The 19,369-nt window shown below is 67.6% G+C and carries 19 protein-coding genes; 12 read left to right on the forward strand and 7 right to left on the reverse strand.

Annotation, left to right across the window (positions count from 1 at the left end):
• Positions 1-33 precede the first annotated feature (33 nt).
• The 4 genes from G369_RS0115280 to G369_RS0115295 all read left to right on the forward strand — a co-directional run bounded on the left by G369_RS0115280 (position 34) and on the right by G369_RS0115295 (position 4,123).
• Complete coding sequence (locus G369_RS0115280; RefSeq protein WP_019654879.1) at positions 34-489, forward strand: MarR family winged helix-turn-helix transcriptional regulator; 456 nt, start codon at positions 34-36, stop codon at positions 487-489.
• A 124-nt stretch (positions 490-613) separates the two neighbouring features.
• Positions 614-1,927, forward strand: a complete 1,314-nt coding sequence (locus G369_RS0115285; protein ID WP_019654880.1) for an MFS transporter — start codon at positions 614-616, stop codon at positions 1,925-1,927.
• A gap of 18 nt (positions 1,928-1,945) precedes the next feature.
• Positions 1,946-3,367, forward strand: coding sequence for an MATE family efflux transporter (locus G369_RS0115290; protein WP_019654881.1), 1,422 nt, complete (start codon positions 1,946-1,948; stop codon positions 3,365-3,367).
• Positions 3,368-3,406: 39 nt separating this feature from the next.
• Positions 3,407-4,123 carry an SDR family oxidoreductase gene (locus tag G369_RS0115295; RefSeq protein ID WP_019654882.1) on the forward strand — a complete coding sequence of 239 codons (717 nt, stop codon included), beginning with the start codon at positions 3,407-3,409 and terminating at the stop codon, positions 4,121-4,123.
• Between the two features lie 43 nt (positions 4,124-4,166).
• On the opposite strand, the gene G369_RS0115300 is transcribed toward G369_RS0115295, so the two are convergent.
• From G369_RS0115300 to G369_RS0115320, 5 genes are all read right to left on the reverse strand, one after another.
• Positions 4,167-4,478 carry a hypothetical protein gene (locus G369_RS0115300; protein ID WP_019654883.1) on the reverse strand — a complete coding sequence of 104 codons (312 nt, stop codon included), beginning with the start codon at positions 4,476-4,478 and terminating at the stop codon, positions 4,167-4,169.
• 196 nt (positions 4,479-4,674) lie between these two features.
• Positions 4,675-5,412, reverse strand: a complete 738-nt coding sequence (locus G369_RS0115305) for an aldolase (protein WP_019654884.1) — start codon at positions 5,410-5,412, stop codon at positions 4,675-4,677.
• A gap of 29 nt (positions 5,413-5,441) precedes the next feature.
• The gene (locus G369_RS0115310; protein ID WP_019654885.1) at positions 5,442-6,092 is read right to left on the reverse strand and encodes a 2-dehydro-3-deoxy-6-phosphogalactonate aldolase; all 651 of its coding nucleotides are present in this window, start codon (positions 6,090-6,092) and stop codon (positions 5,442-5,444) included.
• Positions 6,089-6,997: a 2-dehydro-3-deoxygalactonokinase gene (locus tag G369_RS0115315; protein WP_019654886.1), complete on the reverse strand. Its 909-nt coding sequence runs from the start codon at positions 6,995-6,997 to the stop codon at positions 6,089-6,091. Before G369_RS0115315 ends, G369_RS0115310 begins: the two co-directional genes overlap by 4 nt.
• A complete protein-coding gene (locus G369_RS0115320) occupies positions 6,998-8,734 on the reverse strand; it encodes an IlvD/Edd family dehydratase (RefSeq protein ID WP_019654887.1) in 1,737 nt (578 codons plus the stop codon).
• Between the two features lie 149 nt (positions 8,735-8,883).
• On the opposite strand from G369_RS0115320, the gene G369_RS0115325 reads away from it, so the two are divergent.
• The 5 genes from G369_RS0115325 (at position 8,884) to G369_RS0115345 (ending at position 14,180) form a co-directional block, all read left to right on the forward strand.
• On the forward strand, positions 8,884-9,627 hold the full coding sequence (locus G369_RS0115325) for a FadR/GntR family transcriptional regulator (RefSeq protein WP_019654888.1): 744 nt from the start codon (positions 8,884-8,886) through the stop codon (positions 9,625-9,627).
• 94 nt (positions 9,628-9,721) lie between these two features.
• The gene (locus tag G369_RS0115330) at positions 9,722-11,104 is read left to right on the forward strand and encodes an ABC transporter substrate-binding protein (protein ID WP_019654889.1); all 1,383 of its coding nucleotides are present in this window, start codon (positions 9,722-9,724) and stop codon (positions 11,102-11,104) included.
• Between the two features lie 46 nt (positions 11,105-11,150).
• Positions 11,151-12,041 (forward strand): carbohydrate ABC transporter permease, encoded by an 891-nt coding sequence (locus tag G369_RS0115335; protein ID WP_019654890.1) that lies wholly within the window; start codon positions 11,151-11,153, stop codon positions 12,039-12,041.
• Between the two features lie 82 nt (positions 12,042-12,123).
• On the forward strand, positions 12,124-12,975 hold the full coding sequence (locus tag G369_RS0115340; protein WP_019654891.1) for a carbohydrate ABC transporter permease: 852 nt from the start codon (positions 12,124-12,126) through the stop codon (positions 12,973-12,975).
• A gap of 134 nt (positions 12,976-13,109) precedes the next feature.
• Positions 13,110-14,180 (forward strand): ABC transporter ATP-binding protein, encoded by a 1,071-nt coding sequence (locus G369_RS0115345; RefSeq protein ID WP_019654892.1) that lies wholly within the window; start codon positions 13,110-13,112, stop codon positions 14,178-14,180.
• 25 nt (positions 14,181-14,205) lie between these two features.
• Here the strand turns inward: G369_RS0115345 and G369_RS0115350 are convergent, their stop codons facing one another.
• Positions 14,206-15,246 carry an endonuclease/exonuclease/phosphatase family protein gene (locus G369_RS0115350; RefSeq protein ID WP_019654893.1) on the reverse strand — a complete coding sequence of 347 codons (1,041 nt, stop codon included), beginning with the start codon at positions 15,244-15,246 and terminating at the stop codon, positions 14,206-14,208.
• A 121-nt stretch (positions 15,247-15,367) separates the two neighbouring features.
• On the opposite strand from G369_RS0115350, the gene G369_RS0115355 reads away from it, so the two are divergent.
• The 3 genes from G369_RS0115355 (at position 15,368) to G369_RS0115365 (ending at position 17,475) form a co-directional block, all read left to right on the forward strand.
• Complete coding sequence (locus tag G369_RS0115355) at positions 15,368-16,357, forward strand: hypothetical protein (protein WP_020723082.1); 990 nt, start codon at positions 15,368-15,370, stop codon at positions 16,355-16,357.
• Positions 16,358-16,606: 249 nt separating this feature from the next.
• On the forward strand, positions 16,607-16,741 hold the full coding sequence (locus tag G369_RS39715; protein WP_019654895.1) for a hypothetical protein: 135 nt from the start codon (positions 16,607-16,609) through the stop codon (positions 16,739-16,741).
• A gap of 137 nt (positions 16,742-16,878) precedes the next feature.
• Positions 16,879-17,475 (forward strand): hypothetical protein, encoded by a 597-nt coding sequence (locus G369_RS0115365; protein ID WP_019654896.1) that lies wholly within the window; start codon positions 16,879-16,881, stop codon positions 17,473-17,475.
• Between the two features lie 87 nt (positions 17,476-17,562).
• Here G369_RS0115365 and G369_RS0115370 read toward each other — a convergent pair whose 3' ends face one another.
• Positions 17,563-19,341, reverse strand: a complete 1,779-nt coding sequence (locus G369_RS0115370; protein WP_019654897.1) for a DEAD/DEAH box helicase — start codon at positions 19,339-19,341, stop codon at positions 17,563-17,565.
• Positions 19,342-19,369 lie beyond the last annotated feature (28 nt).

Consider the following 19,369-nt stretch of genomic DNA (forward strand, 5'->3'; position numbering starts at 1 on the left):
CATATGCAACAGTTGCACATACAATAATAGCCCATGGACACTCCCGCCAAGCCACGTGGCTGCACCAGCTTCAAGGTGCGACAGCTTTCGCGACGCCTCTCGCAGCACTACGACGCCGAGGTATCGCAAAGCGGCCTCAAGACCACGCAGTACTCGCTGCTGTCGCATCTTGCGCGGCTCGGTCCCTCCCGTCCGGTCGACCTGGCGGCCGAACTCAAGATGACTGCCTCCACCCTGAGCCGCAACCTGCAGCCGCTGATCGCCGCAGGCTGGATCGCGCAGAGCGCCGGCGCCGACGCGCGCAGCCGCCTGGTGCAGCTCACCGAGGAAGGCGAGGCCAAGCGGCGCGAGGCCCTGGCGCACTGGAAGACCGCGCAACAGAAACTGAACGCGCTGCTGGGCGTCGAGCGTGTGCTCGCGCTGCACCTGCTGATCGACGAGGCCATGGAACTGCTGGGCGGCGATGAAGAGCCCGCCAGCGACGACTGACCCCTCAACTTCTTCTTCACCCACGACCAACCCGCTGATCGTGCGCCCGGGCGCGCGAGGGACCCCTTTCGCCTTTTTTTCCGGCTTTTCCTTCCTCCCAATCAATTCCAACAGCAGAGGCCCCATGTTCGCCACACCCGTTTCCGCATGGCTGCAGCGCCGCGGCATCCACTACGGCTGGATCGTCGCCGCCATCACCTTCCTCACCATGCTGACCATGTCGGCCGCGCTGGGCCTGCCTGGCGCGATGCTGCAGCCGCTGGGCAAGGAGTTCGGCTGGAGCACCGAGCAGATCTCCTCCTCGCTCGCGCTTCGCTTCGCACTCTTCGGCCTCATGGGGCCCTTCGCCGCGGTGCTGATGGAGCGATATGGCCTGCGCGCGGTGGTCTGCACCGGCCTCGCGCTGGTCGGGCTGGGCATGGCGCTTGTCACCATGGCCTCGCAGCTGTGGCAGCTCTTCGTGCTCTGGAGCCTGATGCTGGGCCTGGGCACCGGCATGACGGCGCTGGTGCTCGGCGCGGTGGTGGCCAACCGCTGGTTCGTCGCGCGGCGCGGGCTGGTGGTGGGCATGCTCACGGCCAGTTCGGCGACGGGGCAGCTGGCCTTCCTGCCGCTCGCGGCCTGGATGATCGAGCACTGGGGCTGGCGCTCGGCCGTCGCGCCGATCGTGGTCGGCACCATCCTCATCGGCCTGCTGGCGCTGCTGCTGATGCGCAACCGCCCATCCGACGTGGGCCTGCTGCCCTACGGTGAGAAGCCGGGCACGCAGCCGGCGGCGCCCGCTGCGGCCGCGCCTGCGATGAATTTCGCAACGCCCTTCCGCGTGCTGAAGGAGGTGTCGACCAACCGCACCTTCTGGGTCCTGGCAGGCACCTTCTTCATCTGCGGCCTGAGCACCAACGGGCTGGTGCAGACGCACTTCATCTCGCTGTGCGGCGACTACGGCATGGGCGCCGTGCCCGCCGCCTCGGTGCTCGCGATGATGGGCGCCTTCGACTTCGTCGGCACCATCCTCTCGGGCTGGCTCTCCGACCGATACGACAACCGCAAGCTGCTCTTCTGGTACTACGGCCTGCGCGGGCTGTCGCTCTTCTGGCTGCCGCACTCCGAATTCACCATCTACGGCCTGGGCATCTTCGCGATGTTCTACGGCCTCGACTGGATCGCCACCGTGCCGCCGACCGTCAAGCTCGCGGGCGCCGCCTTCGGCCCCGCCAAGGTCGGCCTGGTGTTCGGCTGGGTCTTCGCCGCGCACCAGCTGGGCGCCGCCACGGCCGCCTACGGCGCCGGCTTCGCACGCACGCTGCTGCTGACCTACACCCCGGCGCTCTACACCGCTGGCGCGGCCTGCCTGGTGGCGGCGCTGATCGTGATGACCATCCGCCGCCCCGCGGCCAAGTCCGGAGCGCCGGCCACGCCGGCCGCCGCCCGCGCCTGAACCGGGAGAGCTCCAGCCATGACTGCACCCCAAGCCTCCACCGAACTCGATCCACGCACGCGCCGCCTGCTCGAGGCGCCCATCGTCCCCACGCTGCTGCGCCTGGCCGCGCCCAACGTGCTGGTGATGGTGGCCCAGGCCTGCGTCGGCCTCATCGAGACCTACTTCGTCGGCAAGCTAGGCTCCGACGCGCTGGCCGGCATGGCGCTGGTGTTTCCCATCGTGATGCTGATGCAGATGACCTCCAGCGGCGCCATGGGCGGCGGCATCGCCTCGTCCATCGCCCGCGCGCTCGGCGCGCGCCGCCGCGACGATGCGAACGCGCTGGTGTGGCATGCCATCGTCATCGCGCTGGGCTTCGGCATGTGCTTCACGCTGGCGCTGCTCTTGGGCGGGCGCTGGCTCTACGAGGTGATGGGCGGCACCGGGGCCGCGCTGGAAGCCGCGCTCACGTACTCCAACTGGGTGTTCGCGGGCGCGACGCTGGTGTGGCTCTTCAATTCGCTCGGCGCCATCATCCGCGGCACCGGCAACATGTCGGTGCCGGCCAACGTGACGGTGGTGGGCGTGGTGTTCCTCATCCCGGCATCGCCGCTGCTGATCTTCGGCATCGGGCCGCTGCCGGGCATGGGCATCGCGGGCGGCGCGATCGCGCTGCTGCTGTACTACCTGCTGGGCTCCATCGCGCTCATCGCCTACCTTCGCTCGCCGCGCAGCCTGCTCAAGCCCACGCTCGACGCGCTGAAGCTGCGCTGGCCGCTGTTCCGCGACATCCTGCGCATCGGCCTGGTGGGCGCCGTGTCGACGGTGGCGACCAATCTCTCCATCGGCATCGCCACCGCGCTGACCGGCCATTTCGGCTCGGGCGCGCTGGCGGGCTACGGCACGGCCTCGCGGCTCGAATACCTGCTGGTGCCGCTGGTGTTCGGCCTGGGCGCGCCGCTGGTGGCGATGGTCGGCACCTGCATGGGCGCGGGGCTGCGCGAGCGGGCGTTGCGCGCCACCTGGGCCGGCGCGGCCCTGGCCTTCACGCTCACCGAGACGATCGGCCTCGCGGCGGCGTTGTTCCCGCGCCCGTGGCTGCTGCTGTTCGGCAACGACCCGGCGATGCTGGAGACCGGTTCGCACTACCTGCGCGTGGTCGGGCCGATGTACGGCCTCTTCGGCGTCGGGCTGGTCCTGTACTTCGCCTCGCAGGGCGCGGGCAGGCTGCTGTGGCCGATGCTCGGCAACATCGCGCGCCTGGCGGTGGCGGCCAGCGGCGGCTGGCTGGCGCTGAACTGGGGCGCCGGTCTCACCGGCGTGTTCGCGGCGCAGGGCGTGGCGCTGGCGGTGTACGGCATCGTGACCGCATCGGCCATCGCGGGCGGTGCGTGGTTCGGCCGCGTGGGCTGGCCGCGCACCACCACCGGACTGCTGCGGCGCATGGCTCAGGCCTGAAATCCATCGACTCATCCACCTACCAACGAAAGACTCGTCATGAAAATCAAGGACTCCGTGGTCTTCATCACCGGCGCCAATCGCGGCCTCGGTCTCGCCTTCGCGAAGGCTGCGCTCGCCGCGGGTGCGCGCAAGGTCTACGGCGCTGCGCGCGACCCGAAGAGCGTCGACCTGCCCGGTGTGACACCGGTCGCGCTCGACGTGACGCAGCCCGCGCAGATCGAGGCGGCCGTACGCGCCTGCGGCGACGTGACGGTGCTGGTCAACAACGCGGGCATCTCGCGCGGCTCCAGCTTCCTGGGTTCGCCCGATGCGGTGGCTGCGGCGCGCGCCGAGTTCGAGACCAATTTCTTCGGCCCCTGGGCGCTCACGCAGGCCTTCGCGCCCGTGCTCGCGGCCAACGGCGGCGGCGGCGTGATCAACGTGCTGTCGGCGCTGGCCTGGACCACCTTCCCGAGCGTGGCGACCTACAGCGCGACCAAGTCGGCCGCATGGTCGCTGAGCAACGGGCTGCGCAACGAACTGGCCAGGCAGGGCACGCAGGTCACGAGCCTGCACGTGGGCTACATGGACACCGACATGGCCTCGCACGTGCAGGGCATCCCGAAGGCATCGCCCGACGAGGTCGCCCGCCAGGCATTGGCCGGCCTGGAAGCAGGCAAGGCCGAGGTGCTTGCCGACGAGACTTCGCGGCAGCTCAAGCAGGGACTGTCGAGCCCGACACCGCCCTACGCCAGCGTGCCCCAGGCGGCCTGAGCGGAAGACCCGGGCGCGAGGCCCGGGCCTTCATTCATGCCGCTCAGTAGCGGTAGGGGTTGTTGGGACGGCGGTCGTAGCGGTTGGGCACACCGTCGCCGTCGTTGTCCCTGCGGCCATAGCGGCGGCGGTCATCCCAGCGGCGGTCGTAGTGATGGCCATGGCGGTAGCCGGGGCCGTAGTAATGGCGCGGCGGAGGCGGCGGCGCGTAGTAGCGGCGCGGCGGTGGCGGCGGCGGAACGACGTACACCTGTGCCTGGATGAACGAGCCGCCCGTCTGTGCCTGGGCGGGTGCGCTGATGGCGGCCAGCGAGAGCAGGGCCGCGGCGCCGAATGCGAAAGTGAGCTTTTTCATCTGATCCCCCGGTTGTGAATTGGAGCCTTCATCCTCGCGGCCTTTTGTTAAGTTGCTGTAAGGCTTGAGCGAAATCGGATGAAGAGCTGTAAGCCGGTGCGCGCAGAGCGAGGCACGGGCGAGACACAATTGTGAAGGGAGTTTGCCCCGCGGAGCCCGTCCGCGGGGTAGGCCGTCGGCTCTATCGGCCGAAGGCTCAGCCGCGCGGTGCGGGCAGGAGTCGGCGCAGTGCCTCGAAGAACAGGTCGGACTGCTCGCGCTCGCCCTGGATCTGCGCCGCCACGTGGGCGGCCAGCTTCGGGTCCACCGGCGCCAGCGGGCGACCGGTCGACTGCGCGATCACCTGGTGCAGGCAGGCGCGCTCCAGGTAGTAGAGGTCGTCGTAGGCATGGGCGATGGTGCCGCCGGCCACGATCACGCCGTGGTTCGCGAGGAAGGCCACGTCCTTGCCGGCCATGGCGCGCGCGATGCGCTCACCCTCGGCGTCGTCGAGCGCGAGGCCGTTGTATTCGGCGTCGATGGCGATGCGGTTCATGTAGCGCATCGCGTTCTGGCTCGCGGTCGGGTCGAGCGCGCGGTCGACCGTGATCGTGAGCGCCGTGGCGTACGGCATGTGGCAGTGCAGCACCACCGCATGGCCGGTGAGCCGGTGCACCGCGCCGTGGATGAAGAGGGCGGTGGGCTCCACGCGGTGGCGGCCTGCCAGCACCTCGCCGTGAACGTCGATCAGCACGATGTCGTCGGGGCCGATCTCGCTCCAGTGCAGGCCGCGGGGGTTGATGAGGTAGCGGTCCTGCGCGCCCGGCAGCATCACGCTGAAATGGTTGCAGACGCCTTCCGACAGTCCGTGATGGTCGGCGGCGCGCAGGGCAAGGGCGAGGTCTTCGCGCAGCTTCCGGACGGTGGGGCTGGCGTAGAGGGCATCGGCGGACATCGGTGGGGGGCTCCTGTTTCTTCTTGGGGTCAGGCGAGCGTGAGGCCTTGCCAGGCCGCGACGAATTTCCGGGCGTCCTCGCGCACCGCCGCGGCCTGCTTGCCGGGCTTGTAGAGCGAGGAACCGATGCCGAAGCCGGCGGCACCGGCCGCGCGCCATTCGGCCATGTTGGTGGGAGCGATGCCGCCCACGGGCATCACCGGCGTGCCGGCGGGCAGCACGGCCAGCAGGGCCTTCACCACCGCGGGCGAGGCCAGCTCGGCCGGGAACAGCTTGAGCCCCGTGGCACCGGCCGCGAGCGCGCCGAAGGCCTCGGTCGGCGTCATCACGCCGGGCAGGCACACCATGCCCAGGCGCACCGCCTCGGCGATGACTTCGGCATCGAAGTTGGGCGAGACGATCAGTTCGCCGCCCGCCTCATGCACCTCGCGCACCTGCCGGGCGCCGAGCACCGTGCCGGCGCCGACCAGCGCCTGCGAGAAGCGCTTGCGCATCAGCGCGATGCTTTCGAGCGGCTGCGGAGAATTCAGCGGCACTTCGAGCAGGCGGAAGCCTGGCTCGACGATGGCGTCGCCCACGTCGGCTGCCTCGGCGGGCGTCAGGCCGCGCAGGATGGCCACCAGCGGCAGCTCGCGCATCGCGGCGTTGAATTTGTCGAGAGGGGTGATGGAAGAGGTCATGCCGCAGTCCTGTCGGAATCCAGAAAGCCGGACAGGGCGTGGAGCCCGGCCCAGGTGGCCTCGGAGCCCAGCGTGCGCGTGGCGACGCCGGTGGCGCGAAGGGCCAGCGTGTAGCGTTCGGTGAGGTTGGACGAGCCGATCAGGATCACCTCGCCCGATGCCTGCAGTGCCTGCGTGCGCAGCTCCTCGCCGATCAGCAGGCCCGAGAGGTAGCTCGACAGCTCCTGCTTCGGCATGCGTTCGAAAAGCGCCAGCGTGCGCGCGCCGAAGGCGTTGTGCAGCAGGCCGTGTCCGTTCTCGGAGCGGGTCACGCCTTCGAGGAAGGCCGCCTCGTCGAGCGGCGCCGAGGCGTCGAGTGTGCGCGCCAGTATGGAGTGCTGGCTCAGCAGCGCGTAGAACTCGCCCGTCATGTAGGTGCGAAAGCCCGCGACGCGGCCCTTCTTCACCGTGGCCCACTTGTTGTGCGTGCCGGGCAGCACGAAGAGGCCTTCGCTCAGGCCGGTGAGCTCCATCGCGCCGAAGATCTGCACCTCTTCGCCGCGCATCACGTCGGGCACGCCCGCATGCTCGTCGCTCAGGCCGGGCACCATCGCGATGCGCGCACCCGGGACGGCGTCGATGTCGATGATCGTGCGGCCCACTTCCACTCGGCCGGCGGGGCAGGCGCAGTAGGGCGCCTCCACCCAGCCCTGCTTGCTGCCGGCCATGCCGGAGATCAGGCAGCGCACGCCTTCGAGGCGCATCCAGTCGCCGAACAACTTCTCGAAGACGGCGGGAAAGCCGCCTTCGGGCACGGTGAGAATGCCGCGCGCATCGCTGCGCTCCTCGAGCACCTTGCCGCCGGCGTCCAGCAGCGCACCGCGCAGTGAACTCGTGCCCCAGTCGATCGCTACCAGTCTTGTCATCTAGTGATTGTCGCGCGGCACGAAGGCGCCGCGGCGACCGCGCAGGAAGGCCAGGTCGGCGCCCTGGTCGGCCTGCAGCACCGTATCGACATACAGCTTCCAGTAGCCTGATTCGAGCGGCGCCTTGGGCGCGACCCAGCTGGCACGGCGCCTGGCGAGTTCTTCGTCGCTCACGTGCAGGTGCAGCCTGCGGTTGGGCACGTCAAGCTCGACGATGTCGCCGTCCTGCACCAGCGCCAGCGGGCCGCCCGCGGCCGCCTCGGGCGCGGTGTGCAGCACCACGGTGCCGTAGGCGGTGCCGCTCATGCGCGCGTCGCTGATGCGGACCATGTCGGTGATGCCCTTGCGCAGCACCTTGGGCGGCAGCGGCATGTTGCCCGCCTCGGCCATGCCGGGGTAGCCCTTGGGTCCGCAGTTCTTCAGCACCATGATGCAGTTCTCGTCGATGTCGAGGTTCTCGTCGTCGATGCGCCTGTGCAGGTCGTCGGCGCTCTCGAACACCACCGCGCGGCCCTTGTGCACCAGCAGTTCCGGAGTGGCCGCGCTGGGCTTGATGATGGCGCCGTTGGGCGCGAGGTTGCCGCGCAGCACGCAGATGCCGGCCTTGTCCTTGAAGGGCTCGGCCAGGGGGCGGATGACCTGCGGGTTGAAGTTCTCCGCGTCCTTCACGTTCTCCCAGATGCTCTGGCCGGTGACGGTGAGGACGTCCTTGTGCAGGTGTTGGGCGATCTCCTTGATGACCACCGGCAGGCCGCCCGCGTAGCAGAAGTCTTCCATCAGGAACTGGCCCGAGGGCTGCAGGTTCACTAGGCAGGGCAGCTCGGAGGCGAGGCGGTCGAAATCCTCGAGCGTGAGTTCGACGCCCATGCGTCCCGCGATGGCCAGGAGGTGGATCACGAAGTTGGTCGAGCCGCCGATGGCCGCGTTGACCTTGATCGCGTTCTCGATGGCCTGGCGCGTGAGGATCTTCGACATGTTCATGTCTTCATGGACCATGCCGACGATGCGCCGCCCCGCCTGCCGCGCGAGCACGTTGCGGCGGCCGTCAACGGCAGGGTAGGCAGCGTTGCCCGGCAGGCCGATGCCCAGCGACTCGACCATGCTCGCCATGGTGCTCGCGGTGCCCATCGTCATGCAGTGGCCGTGGCTGCGGTGCATGCAGCTCTCGGCCTCGAAGAAATCCTGCAGCTTGAGCGTGCCGGCGCGCACCTGCTCGCTCATCTGCCACACGCCGGTGCCGGAGCCCAACTCCTGGCCGCGCCACTTGCCAGAGAGCATCGGGCCGCCCGACACGCCGATGGTCGGCAGGTCGACGCTGGCGGCGCCCATCATGAGCGCGGGCGTGGTCTTGTCGCAGCCCATGAGCAGCACCACGCCGTCGAGCGGGTTGCCGCGGATGCTTTCCTCCACGTCCATGCTCGCGAGGTTGCGATACAGCATCGCGGTGGGGCGCAGCAGCGTCTCGCCGAGCGACATCACCGGGAACTCGAGCGGGAAGCCGCCTGCCTCGTACACGCCGATCTTCACCTGCTCGGCGAGCGTGCGGAAGTGAGAGTTGCAGGGCGTGAGTTCGCTGAAGGTGTTGCAGATGCCGATGACCGGGCGGCCGTCGAACTGATCGTGCGGCACACCCTTGCCCTTCATCCAGCTGCGGTAGATGAAGCCGTCGCGGTCGTTGCGGCCGAACCATTGCTGGCTGCGGAGTTCTTCGGGTTTCTTCCTTGGGGCGGTGCTCATCGGATGTCTCTCTTTGTTGTCGAAACCTGGGCCCGATCGTCAGGGTTTGTCCTGCCGGTGGGGCGTTTCAATCATCATATGATAAGCCCGCACAACGCGCCGGACCCTTAGTGTTTTCGAGCGACGCGATACCCGTTTTCACATCACGCATGATCAAGAACATCCACGGTCGCACGCTCGAACTCCTCGGTGAAGCCGTGGTGTCGGGCCGCTATGCGATCGGCGCGTCGATCCCTTCCGAGCCCGTGCTCGGCGAGGAACTCGGCGTGAGCCGTACCGTGGTGCGCGAGGCCATCAAGTCGCTGGTCGCCAAGGGCCTGATAGTGACGGGCCCCAAGGTCGGCACGCGCGTGCTGCCCAAGGACAAGTGGAACTGGTTCGACCCCGACGTCATCACCTGGCAGGCGCGCGCCGGCCTCACGCCTGAATTCCTTCGCGACCTGCAGGACCTGCGCCGCGTGGTGGAGCCCGCGGCCGTGCGCCTCGCCGCGGAGCGCGCCACCGAAGAGGACATCGGCGAGATCGAGCGCGCCTTCGCGGGCATGAAGGAGGCCGTCGAGAACGGCGGCGACTACGTCACCTTCGACCTGCGTTTCCACAACGGCCTGCTGGCCGCGGCGCGCAACCGCATGCTCGCGCAGATGAGCAAGGTGCTCAACGCGCTGCTGCGCACCAGCTTCGAGATATCGACCACCAAGCCCGATGGCCCCGCGCTCTCGCTGCCGCTGCACCGCGAGGTGCTCGACGCCGTGATCGCGCACGACCCGGACAGATCCGAGCGCGCGATCATCCGGCTCATCGACGGCGCACGCCAGGACATCGAGGACGTGCTGGGCTCGCGCCGCCGCCTGCCGCGCCTGAGCAGGCCGCCGCCCAGGCTCAGGGCCAGCTAGCCGCACCGGCGGCCTTCGCGTTTCACGTCCGGTTCTTTCACCCCACGCTCGCACGACGAGCCAATTCCACCCAGAAGAGAAGGAGACAACGTCCATGAAACTCGTCAAGTCGCTGATCGCGCCGACGCTGGTCGCGATGGGCCTGCTGTCGGCAGGCCACGTCGCCGCGCAGGAAAAACTCACCGTCTGGTGGGTCAAGGGCTTCTACAAGGCGGAGGACGACGCGCTGTACGCCGCCATCAAGAAGTTCGAGGAGAAGAACAAGAACGTCAAGATCGAACTCTCGCAGTACCCGATCCAGGACATGATCCCCAAGACCGTGTCCGCGCTCGACTCGGGCAGCCCGCCCGACGTGGCGTACGCCGACGTGTACGACTTCCAGGTCACCGGCAAGTGGGCCTACGACGGCAAGCTCGAGGACATCAGCAGCGTGCTCACGCCGATGAAGGACCGCTTCGCGCCCAACACGCTGGAGACCACCTACCTCTACAACGACCAGACCAAGGGCAAGGCGTACTACGCCTTCCCGATCAAGCAGCAGACGATGCACATCGAGTACTGGCTCGACATGCTCGCCGAAGCCGGCTTCAAGGAGTCCGACGTTCCCACCGGCTGGAAGGACTACTGGGCGTTCTGGTGCGAGAAGGTGCAGCCCGCCAGCCGGCAGAAGAGCGGCAAGCGCAACTTCGGCATCGGCATGCCGATGGGCGTGGATTCGAGCGACGCGTTCTATTCGTTCCTCACCTTCATGGACGCCTACAACGTCAAGCTGGTGGACGACAACGGCAAGCTGCTGGTCGACGACCCGAAGGTGCGCACCGGCCTGATCGGCGCGATGACCGACTACACCATGCCCTACACCAAGGGCTGCACGCCGCCTTCCTCCACCAGCTGGAAGGACCCGGACAACAACGTCGCCTTCCACAACAAGACGACCGTGATGACGCACAACGCGACGATCTCCATCGCCGCCAAGTGGCTCGACGACTCGAACAACGCCTCGCTCACGCCCGAGCAGCGCGAGGAAGCGCGCAAGAACTACACCGAGCGCATCCGCACGGCCGGCTTCCCCAACAAGCCCGACGGCAGCAAGATGGTCTACCGCACGGCGGTGAAGACCGGCGTGATCTTCAAGGACGCGAAGAACAAGGCCCGCGCCAAGGAGTTCGTGTCGTTCCTGATGCAGGAAGAGAACCTCACGCCCTACGTCGAGGGTTCGCTGGGCCGCTGGTTCCCCGTGACCAAGGCCGCGCAGCAGCGTGACTTCTGGAAGGCCGATCCGCACCGCCTGTCGGTCTACAACCAGTACGCCGCCGGCACCGTGACCTTCGAATTCACGAAGAACTACAAGTTCACCGTGCTCAACAACGAGAACGTCTGGGCCAAGGCCATGAACCGCATCGTCACCGACAAGGTGCCCGTGGACAAGGCCGTGGACGAGATGATCGCCCGCATCAAGACGGTGGCGGGGCAGTAAGCCGCGCAGAGGCACCCGCCGGCACTTTCACCACCAGCAGCACGCCATGAGCAGCGCAACTGCCACCACCACCGCCGCCGCGCCGAGCACACCGGCGCCTGTCGTCAATCCCGGAGCGCGGCATGCGCGCTGGCAGTTCTGGGGCGCGGTCATGGTCGTGCCCTACCTGCTGGTGTTCGTGGTGTTCGTGCTGTACCCGGTGGGCTACGGCCTCTGGCTGGCCCGCCAGCCGCAAAGCTACGTGAAGCTGGTCGAAGACCCGATCTTCTTCCGCTCCGTGATCAACACGGCCGTCTTCCTGGTCGTGGCGATCAACCTCAAGATGCTCGTGGCACTCGTGCTCTCGGGCTTCTTCGTGACCTCGCGCTGGTGGATCAAGATCGTCTCGGCGATCTTCATCCTCCCGTGGGCGATGCCTTCTATTCCCACGATCCTGTCGATCCGCTTCATGCTGAACCCCGAATGGGGCGTGATCAACAGCACCATCTTCCGCCTGACCGGCGCCGACGGCCCCAACTGGCTCAACGACCCTTCGCTGGCACTGGCCTTCGCGATGATCGTGCACATCTGGAAGTCGCTGCCGTTCTGGACGCTCATCCTCGTGGCGGGCCGCCTGGCCATTCCCACCGAGCAGTACGAGGCGGCCTCGGTCGACGGCGCCTCCTCGTGGCAGAAGTTCCGCTTCGTGAGCTGGCCCGCGCTGAAGACGCTCTACATCACCTCGCTCATCCTCTCGATGATCTGGACGCTGGGCGACTTCAACAGCGTCTACCTGCTGACCGGCGGCGGGCCTGCCGACTTGACGCACGTGCTCGCCACGCTGGGCATCCGCTACCTGCGCCTCGACCAGGTCGACCTGTCGATGGCTTCCATCGTGGTGGCGATGCCTTTGGTCCTGCCACTCGTGTACTTCATGATGAAGAGGCTGTCGAAATGAGCCCCCACGTTCATCACTTCGTGTGTTCACTGCCCCCCGAGGGGGCTCCCGCCCTCCTGGAGGCGGCTCGTCGGAGGGCGATATGAAGCGCTGGACCCCGAAAGCCGTGCTCACCGAGGCCCGGTTGCTGCTCATCGGCATCCCCGTGCTGCTGTGGACGCTGATCCCGGTCTACCACATGGTGCTGTTCGCGATCTCGTCGAAGGACTCCGCGACCTCGGGCCACCTGTGGCCCAAGAACCCGACGCTGGACAACTTCCGCATCGTGTTCCACCAGAAGCACTTCTACCTCGACCACTTCTGGCTGCAGCTGTGGAACTCGCTGCTGATCGCGCTGTCGGTGGGCGTGCTCACGCTGTTCGTGGCGACCACCGCCGCCTTCGCCATCAGCCGCCTGCGCGTGCGCGGCGGGCGCACGGTGATGAACATGGCGCTGTTCACCTACTTCATCCCGGCGGCCTTCCTCGCGGTGCCCATGTACAAGACCATGGGCAACTACGGCCTGCTCAACAGCCAGTGGGCGCTGATCCTGGCGATGGTGACCATCGCCTCGCCGTACTGCATCTGGGTGCTGAAGCAGGCCTCCGACAAGCTGCCCTACGAGCTCGACGAAGCCGCGCGCATGGACGGCGCCTCGCCGCTGCAGCTGTTCCGCCTCGTGTACCTGCCGCTGATGGTGCCGTCGCTGGTGGCCGTGGGCACGTATTCGCTGCTGCTGGCCTGGAACGAGTACCTCTATGCCTTCCTGCTGCTGTCGAACGACAAGAGCGTGACGCTGGCGGTGGCGCTGGGCAACTTCCTGTCGGCCGACGATTCGCCGTGGGAGCTGCTGATGGCCACGGGCCTGATCTATGCGCTGCCGCCCGCGGCCATCTACTACGCCTTCAAACGCTACATGGTCGGCGGCATCACCGCCGGAGCGGTAAAGAGCTGACCCCAGGCTTCGCGCACTTCGTGTCGCTTCGCCAACGCCCTTTCGGGGGGCGGTACCTGCGGCCCGGCAATGCCGGCTCCGCGGTGTTCCGCGAAGCACCCCAGGTGCAAAGACACACTGAAGAGAGAGATCCCATGGCATCCGTATCCTTTCGCAATATCCAGAAATCCTTCGGCAAGGTCCAGATCATCAAGGGGCTGGGCTTCGACATCACCGACGGTGAGTTCGTGGTGCTGGTCGGCCCGTCGGGCTGCGGCAAGTCCACGCTGCTGCGCATGCTCGCGGGCCTGGAGGACATCAGCGGCGGCGAGATCGTGATCGACGGGCGCGTGGTCAACGACCTCGAGTCGAAGGACCGCGACATCGCCATGGTGTTCCAGAGCTATGCGCTCTATCCGCACATGACGGTGGGCGAGAACATGGGCTTCAGCCTGCGCCTGCGCAATGCCGAGAAGTCGGTGACCGACGAGCGCGTGGCCAAGGCCGCGAAGATCCTCAACCTCGACGCGCTGCTCGGCCGCTATCCGCGCGAACTCTCCGGCGGCCAGCGCCAGCGCGTGGCCATGGGCCGCGCCATCGTGCGCGATCCGAAGGTGTTCCTCTTCGACGAGCCGCTGTCGAACCTCGATGCCAAGCTGCGTGTGGCGATGCGCGCCGAGATCAAGGCGCTGCACCAGCGGCTGAAGACCACCACCGTCTACGTGACGCACGACCAGATCGAGGCCATGACCATGGCCGACCGCATCGTCGTGATGCACGACGGCATCGTCGAGCAGATCGGCACGCCGCTGGAGCTCTACGACCGGCCCGACAACCTGTTCGTCGCGCAGTTCATCGGCTCGCCGTCGATGAACGTCATCGAGGGCACGGTGCGGCGCTCGGGCGGCGAATGCTGGGTCGAGGCGCAGGGTGCGCGCTGGCCGGTGCCGGCCGCCACGGCGGTTCCCGACGGCCAGCCGGTGCACTACGGCGTCCGCCCCGGCGACATGACGCTGGGCGGCGGCTCGCACGGCGTGGAAGCCAGGGTCGTCGTGGTGGAGCCCACCGGGGCCGAGACCGAACTGCTGGTGCAGGTCGGCGAGGCGAAGCTGGTGCTCGCGGTGCACGGCCGTGTCGATGCCGGGCCCGACGACATCGTGCGGTTGGCCATCGAATCGGAGAACGTCCACCTGTTCGACCGGCAGACCGGCCGCCGCATGGGCTGAAGAAGCGGCTTGCCGCGAAGGAAGATCAGGCCGTGCGCAGCCGAAGCAGGGCGCGCACGAAGCCGTGGTCCGAGCGCGAGCGGTCGCGCCCTTCGTGCAGGTGGTCGTTGAAGTAGTCGACGCGCCGCACGTCGCCCAGGCTGTGCCGGCTGGTGGCGACGAACTCCTCGCTCACGAGGATCTGGTCGAGCACCTCCGGGTAGCCCTGGTGGATGTGCGAGTAGGCCACGTCCTTCTTCAGCGCCGCCTCGCCCTGCATCTCGTAGGTGTTGAAGAGCGCCACGTCGCGCGCGGCCTTGTCGTAGACCACCTCCGAGGTGGCCGCCACGAGCTGCGTGGTGACGCTGTGCGGGTTGTCGTTGAAGTCGCCCATCACCACGAGCGGCACGTTCGTGCCCTGCAGCAGGTCGATCACGATGCAGCGCAGGGCCGCCGCCTCGGCGCCGCGCATCAGCAGCGAACGCAGCGAGGCCATCACGCCCACCTTGCGGTCGTCGCGGTCCTCGAGAGCATTGCCTTGCGCATCCTGCAGGAACTTGGGGCGCTTGGACTTCAGGTGCACCGTGAGCACGTGCACCTGCTGGCCATGCTTCATGCGCACCGTGGCGAGCAGGGGAGGCCGCTCGAAGCGCGTGTGCGGACCGAGCCCTGGCACATCGACACCGAAGCCCGGCGGAAAGTCGACGAAGGAGCGGATCGCATCCACCTTCAGCCGCGTCGCGATGCCGACCCGCGGCGTACCCTGTGCGCCCGGCCTCGCGGGCGTGCCCGCGGGGCTTCCGGGCGGCGGCGAGTTCTCTGCGCCGGGCACCGAGACGAAGTCGTAGCGCAGCCCGCTGCGCGCGATGCAGGCCTTGAGTGCCGATTCGTCCCACACCTCCTGCACTGCCAGCACGTCGGCATTGAGCGCATGGAAGCGCTCCCCGGTCCACTCGATCTTCCGCTCGTACTCGCGCTCGGTGTAGGCGTCCTGGTTCTCGTAGTACATGCGGTTGGGCGCCGCGAGGTTGAGGAGGTTGCAGGTGGCTACGAAGAGGGTGGCGTAGTTGGGCGGGATGTATTGCATGGGGTGACGATTGTGTCCCGGGTTACGATTCCCGGCCAAGGTGCATCCGCCATGTCATTCGAGGCCGAGGCCGGCGGCACAAACAACAATGAAACGAGGGAGCCGCCCCGGGGCGGAATGTATGAAGTTGATCCATATCACCGCGTGCGCCGTGGCTGCGTTGCTCGCTGCGGGCTGCGCTTCCAGGGGCAATCCATCGATGTCCTTCGGCGGCAAACTTGTCGAACACAGCTTGCTGCGCATCGACGATCACGTTTCCTTTGCGCTGGAAGACGGGCCCGAGACCCGCAACTTCACTGTCTCTTGCGATGCCGAGCAGGCGTGGTTGCTCTACACCGACTTGCGCACCGGCCGAAGCTATCCGGTGACCGGGCCGCGCTTTGGCGTGCGCAAGGAATTGGTGGAGCGCCAGGCGCAGGCCCTGAAAGCGTTGCCCGAGGTCGAGCGTGCGTGCCGAGCGGCGCGGCCCGACTGGCGCGAAGTGCAACGCAGCCCGGACGGGACATTCACGCTCATCGACATCGCAAGCGTCGACACATCGGACGGCGCATTGTTCTTCTGGGGCGCGTTCGACTATCCGCGAATGGACTTCGACCTGCCTTACCGGGCCCCCTTCGGCCAGAAGCGCGAGCGCTTCAGGCTCGAATGCCAAACGAAGTCCTATGCCCAGGTGAGCGGCTTCGACATCGACGAGCGCGGTCGTGTCACGGACGGGCGGATCGATGGCGCCAAGGCGAAGTCGAACGCTATCGGCACCGATACGAATTCGGACTACCAGGCGCTATTCAAGGCGGCCTGCGGCGGCGCTTCGGCGGCGCAGGCGCTACCCGTTTTCGCTCCTCGCGCCAAGTCGATGCCCGATCCCCGAGGCCTGACGGCACTCAGCCCGGAGGTGACGGCCGCCGTTTCGCGATCGGGCCTTCCCCCGGCGCCCAAGCGACTGAAGCGCGTCGTGCTCGAAGGCACATGGACCAGGGACGGGAAGACGACTCCAACCCGCAGCGAGGTCCAGATCGAGCCGGACGCCACAGCTTCCCTTTTCCGGACCCGCACCAGGGAGGCCGACGGCCACGGGGTCAATTCGCCTCGTTCGCAGGTTTGGCTGATTTGAGTGCCTTCGTCAACTTTCTTCCCGGCCCCGCCACGATCAGCCAGGTCGTGACCGATCTCTCGCTGACAGGGGACTGGCAACGCATGACCGTCGGCTCCGAGTTGCGTTACGCCACGAAGAAGCTGAGCCTGTTCAGCATGATGGGTGGAACGACCTACGACTACACGACCGTCTGCAAGATCGTCGGTCAGCGCGGCTGCCGAACTTCATGCCGATCTGAGCGGCGAGGCCAAGCGCCTGCAGTGCCATATGGAGCCCGACTCGCTCGGCCGGACCAGCACCTATGCCTACCTGACCGACTATGGCTACGCGGTGCAGCTCGGGGAGGCCGGGGCAAAGCCGCCTTCCGAAGGCGTCAAGAAGATCACGGCGGTCGAGCAATGAGCGGCGTGTCTATCACACATCGGCGCGGTTTTCTGTGCAACCTGGGGCAGGTGATGACTTGCGCAGCCCTGCCTGCCCTCGCCGCATGCGGCTCCGGTCCCAGGACGCCGCCGCCGTTGCCCAAGATCACTCGCGTCATGGTGATCCCCGTCGCCCCCATCGAGAAGATGCACACCGAGAACAAGGGCATCCCCCTGGGCGTGCTGCGGCAGTCGCTGGCCGACCGGATCAAGGGCGCGGATTTCAACGAGCGCATGGAGGCAGTGCGCCGCGGGATGGGCCCCAAACTGACGGCTGCGTTGGTGCAGCAACTGAATGCGCAGGGCTACCAGGCAGAAGCGCTCGAAGGCGTGTCGCGTCCGGCGGCGTCGCCGGACAACATCGACTACAGCCGGCTGCCAACCACCGAGCCGGTGTTGCACGTGTACTTCAACGAGGTCGGCATGTATTCGGCGCGCTTCTCCACCGACTATGTCCCGCGGGTCAACGTGAGCACCTACCTGATGGATTCGAAGGACGGGGACACCGTCTATTCCGAAACCCTGTACTACGGGGCCGATGCGAGTGGAGACAAAACGGTCAATGTGCCGGCCGACCACGGCCACCGATGGGGCAGCTTCGGTGAGCTGGTCGCCCAGCCGCAAGCGGTTGCCGCGAGCTATGACGCGGCGGTAGTCGCGCTTGCAACCCGCATCGCCAGGAACATCCGGGCGCAGACGGCACCACCCCTCTGAGGGCGGTTGCTGCCCGAGGGCAAAAAAGAAAGGGCACCGAGGTGCCCTTTTCAATTTTCAAGCAGGCGTGCTGCTCGCGGCGCCTTCTCAGCGGCCGAACGAACGGCCGCCGCCGCCACCGGAGCGATTGCCGCCGCCGTAGCCACCGCCGCCGCCCGAACGGCCACCGCCGCCCGAACGGTTGCCGCCGCCGTAGCCGCCGCCACCCGAACGGCCGCCGCGTCCGCGGCCGCCCATGTGGTCGACGCTGGTGCGCAGCGGATCGGGCTGGCCGGCGCCGCCGCTGATCGCTTCGGCGCGCAGGTGCGCAACCTGGTTGGCCTGCGTGGGGCTGTGGCTGTTGCCGTGGTGGCGCGGCTGGCGCTCCTCGTGCGGCGCGTGATGGTGATGCTGCGGGGCGCGTGCCGGTCCCTGCGGGCTGCGGGGCTGCTGCTGCGGGCGTGCGCCCTGGCCGCGCGGGCCCTGGCCTTGTCCTTGGCCCTGGCTGCCGCCATTGGCATTGCGGCCCTGGCCGTTGCCGCCACCCTGGCCGCCGCCACGACGCTGGCCGCCGCCATTGCCGTTGCTGCCGCCCTGGCTAGCCTTGTTCTCGCGGATGCGCTGGAGCATCTCGGTGCGCGCGGCCTTGGCGGCCGCCTGCATGACTTCGCGGCTCGGCGGACGGCCGGCGCCGCCCCAGATGGTCTGGCGGCCCATGGCGATGGGCTCGGCGCGCTCGCCTTCCTCGGGGCCGAAGCCCTCGATGACCTGCACGGGGATCGTCTGCTTGGTGAAGCGCTCGATCTCCTGCATGAAGCCTTCCTCGTCCAGGCACACGAAGCTCACGGCCTCGCCGCTGGAGCCGGCGCGGCCCGTGCGGCCGATGCGGTGCACGTAGTCTTCGCTGACGTTGGGGATCTCGTAGTTCACGACGTGCGGCAGCTCGTCGATGTCGATGCCGCGGGCGGCGATGTCGGTGGCCACCAGCGCGCGCAGTTCGCCGCTCTTGAAGCCGGCCAGCGCCTGGGTGCGGGCGCTCTGGCTCTTGTTGCCGTGCAGCGCCATCGCCTCGATGCCGTTCTTGGTGAGGAATTCGGCCACGCTGTTGGCGCCGAACTTGGTGCGCGTGAAGACCAGCACCTGGCTCCACTTGTTCTCGTTGATGATGTGCGCGAGCAGCGCCTTCTTCTTGCCGCGGCCCACGGGGTGGATCACCTGGGTGATGCGCTGCACCGTGGTGTTGCGCGGCGTGACCTGGATGCTCTGCGGGTTGCGCAGCAGGGTGGCGGCCAGGTCGCGGATCTCGTCGCTGAAGGTGGCCGAGAACAGCAGGCTCTGCTTTTCCTTGGGCACCAGCGCCAGGACCTTCTTCACGTCGTGGATGAAGCCCATGTCGAGCATGCGGTCGGCTTCGTCGAGGATCAGCATCTGGACCTGGCCGAGGTCGAGCATGCCCTGCTGCTGCAGGTCGAGCAGGCGGCCGGGGGTGGCCACGAGGATGTCGACGCCCTTCTTGAGCTTGCTGATCTGCGGGTTCATGCCGACGCCGCCGAAGATCACGGTCGAGTCGAGCTGCAGGTACTTGCCGTAGGTGCGCACCGACTCTTCGACCTGCGCGGCGAGTTCGCGCGTGGGGGTCAGCACGAGGGCACGGATGCCGGTGCCGCCAAACTTGTTGGTGGCGCTGCGGCTCATGGTGAGCTTGTGCAGCATCGGCAGCGTGAAGGCGGCGGTCTTGCCGGTGCCGGTCTGGGCGCCGCCGAGCAGGTCATGGCCCTCGAGCACCGCAGGGATGGCTTGCGCCTGGATGGGGGTGGGGGTGTCGTAACCGTGCTCGTGCACAGCCTTCAAGATGGCGGGAGCCAGCTTCAGTTCGTCAAAAGTCATTGAAAACAATAAGCGCCATACACGGCGC

The sequence above is a fragment of the Variovorax atrisoli 110B genome (assembly GCF_000382045.1).
Classification (GTDB): domain Bacteria; phylum Pseudomonadota; class Gammaproteobacteria; order Burkholderiales; family Burkholderiaceae_C; genus Variovorax; species Variovorax atrisoli.

What these genes read in the sequence shown, in the direction of transcription:
- G369_RS0115350 (WP_019654893.1), bottom strand. Translation starts at nt 15,246, where the DNA reads ATGCAATACATCCCGCCCAACTACGCCACCCTCTTCGTAGCCACCTGC.
- G369_RS0115295 (WP_019654882.1), top strand. Translation starts at nt 3,407, where the DNA reads ATGAAAATCAAGGACTCCGTGGTCTTCATCACCGGCGCCAATCGCGGC.
- G369_RS0115320 (WP_019654887.1), bottom strand. Translation starts at nt 8,734, where the DNA reads ATGAGCACCGCCCCAAGGAAGAAACCCGAAGAACTCCGCAGCCAGCAA.
- G369_RS39715 (WP_019654895.1), top strand. Translation starts at nt 16,607, where the DNA reads ATGGAGCCCGACTCGCTCGGCCGGACCAGCACCTATGCCTACCTGACC.
- G369_RS0115300 (WP_019654883.1), bottom strand. Translation starts at nt 4,478, where the DNA reads ATGAAAAAGCTCACTTTCGCATTCGGCGCCGCGGCCCTGCTCTCGCTG.
- G369_RS0115370 (WP_019654897.1), bottom strand. Translation starts at nt 19,341, where the DNA reads ATGACTTTTGACGAACTGAAGCTGGCTCCCGCCATCTTGAAGGCTGTG.
- G369_RS0115335 (WP_019654890.1), top strand. Translation starts at nt 11,151, where the DNA reads ATGAGCAGCGCAACTGCCACCACCACCGCCGCCGCGCCGAGCACACCG.
- G369_RS0115345 (WP_019654892.1), top strand. Translation starts at nt 13,110, where the DNA reads ATGGCATCCGTATCCTTTCGCAATATCCAGAAATCCTTCGGCAAGGTC.
- G369_RS0115280 (WP_019654879.1), top strand. Translation starts at nt 34, where the DNA reads ATGGACACTCCCGCCAAGCCACGTGGCTGCACCAGCTTCAAGGTGCGA.
- G369_RS0115315 (WP_019654886.1), bottom strand. Translation starts at nt 6,997, where the DNA reads ATGACAAGACTGGTAGCGATCGACTGGGGCACGAGTTCACTGCGCGGT.
- G369_RS0115290 (WP_019654881.1), top strand. Translation starts at nt 1,946, where the DNA reads ATGACTGCACCCCAAGCCTCCACCGAACTCGATCCACGCACGCGCCGC.
- G369_RS0115330 (WP_019654889.1), top strand. Translation starts at nt 9,722, where the DNA reads ATGAAACTCGTCAAGTCGCTGATCGCGCCGACGCTGGTCGCGATGGGC.
- G369_RS0115340 (WP_019654891.1), top strand. Translation starts at nt 12,124, where the DNA reads ATGAAGCGCTGGACCCCGAAAGCCGTGCTCACCGAGGCCCGGTTGCTG.
- G369_RS0115355 (WP_020723082.1), top strand. Translation starts at nt 15,368, where the DNA reads ATGAAGTTGATCCATATCACCGCGTGCGCCGTGGCTGCGTTGCTCGCT.
- G369_RS0115310 (WP_019654885.1), bottom strand. Translation starts at nt 6,092, where the DNA reads ATGACCTCTTCCATCACCCCTCTCGACAAATTCAACGCCGCGATGCGC.
- G369_RS0115325 (WP_019654888.1), top strand. Translation starts at nt 8,884, where the DNA reads ATGATCAAGAACATCCACGGTCGCACGCTCGAACTCCTCGGTGAAGCC.
- G369_RS0115305 (WP_019654884.1), bottom strand. Translation starts at nt 5,412, where the DNA reads ATGTCCGCCGATGCCCTCTACGCCAGCCCCACCGTCCGGAAGCTGCGC.
- G369_RS0115365 (WP_019654896.1), top strand. Translation starts at nt 16,879, where the DNA reads ATGGTGATCCCCGTCGCCCCCATCGAGAAGATGCACACCGAGAACAAG.
- G369_RS0115285 (WP_019654880.1), top strand. Translation starts at nt 614, where the DNA reads ATGTTCGCCACACCCGTTTCCGCATGGCTGCAGCGCCGCGGCATCCAC.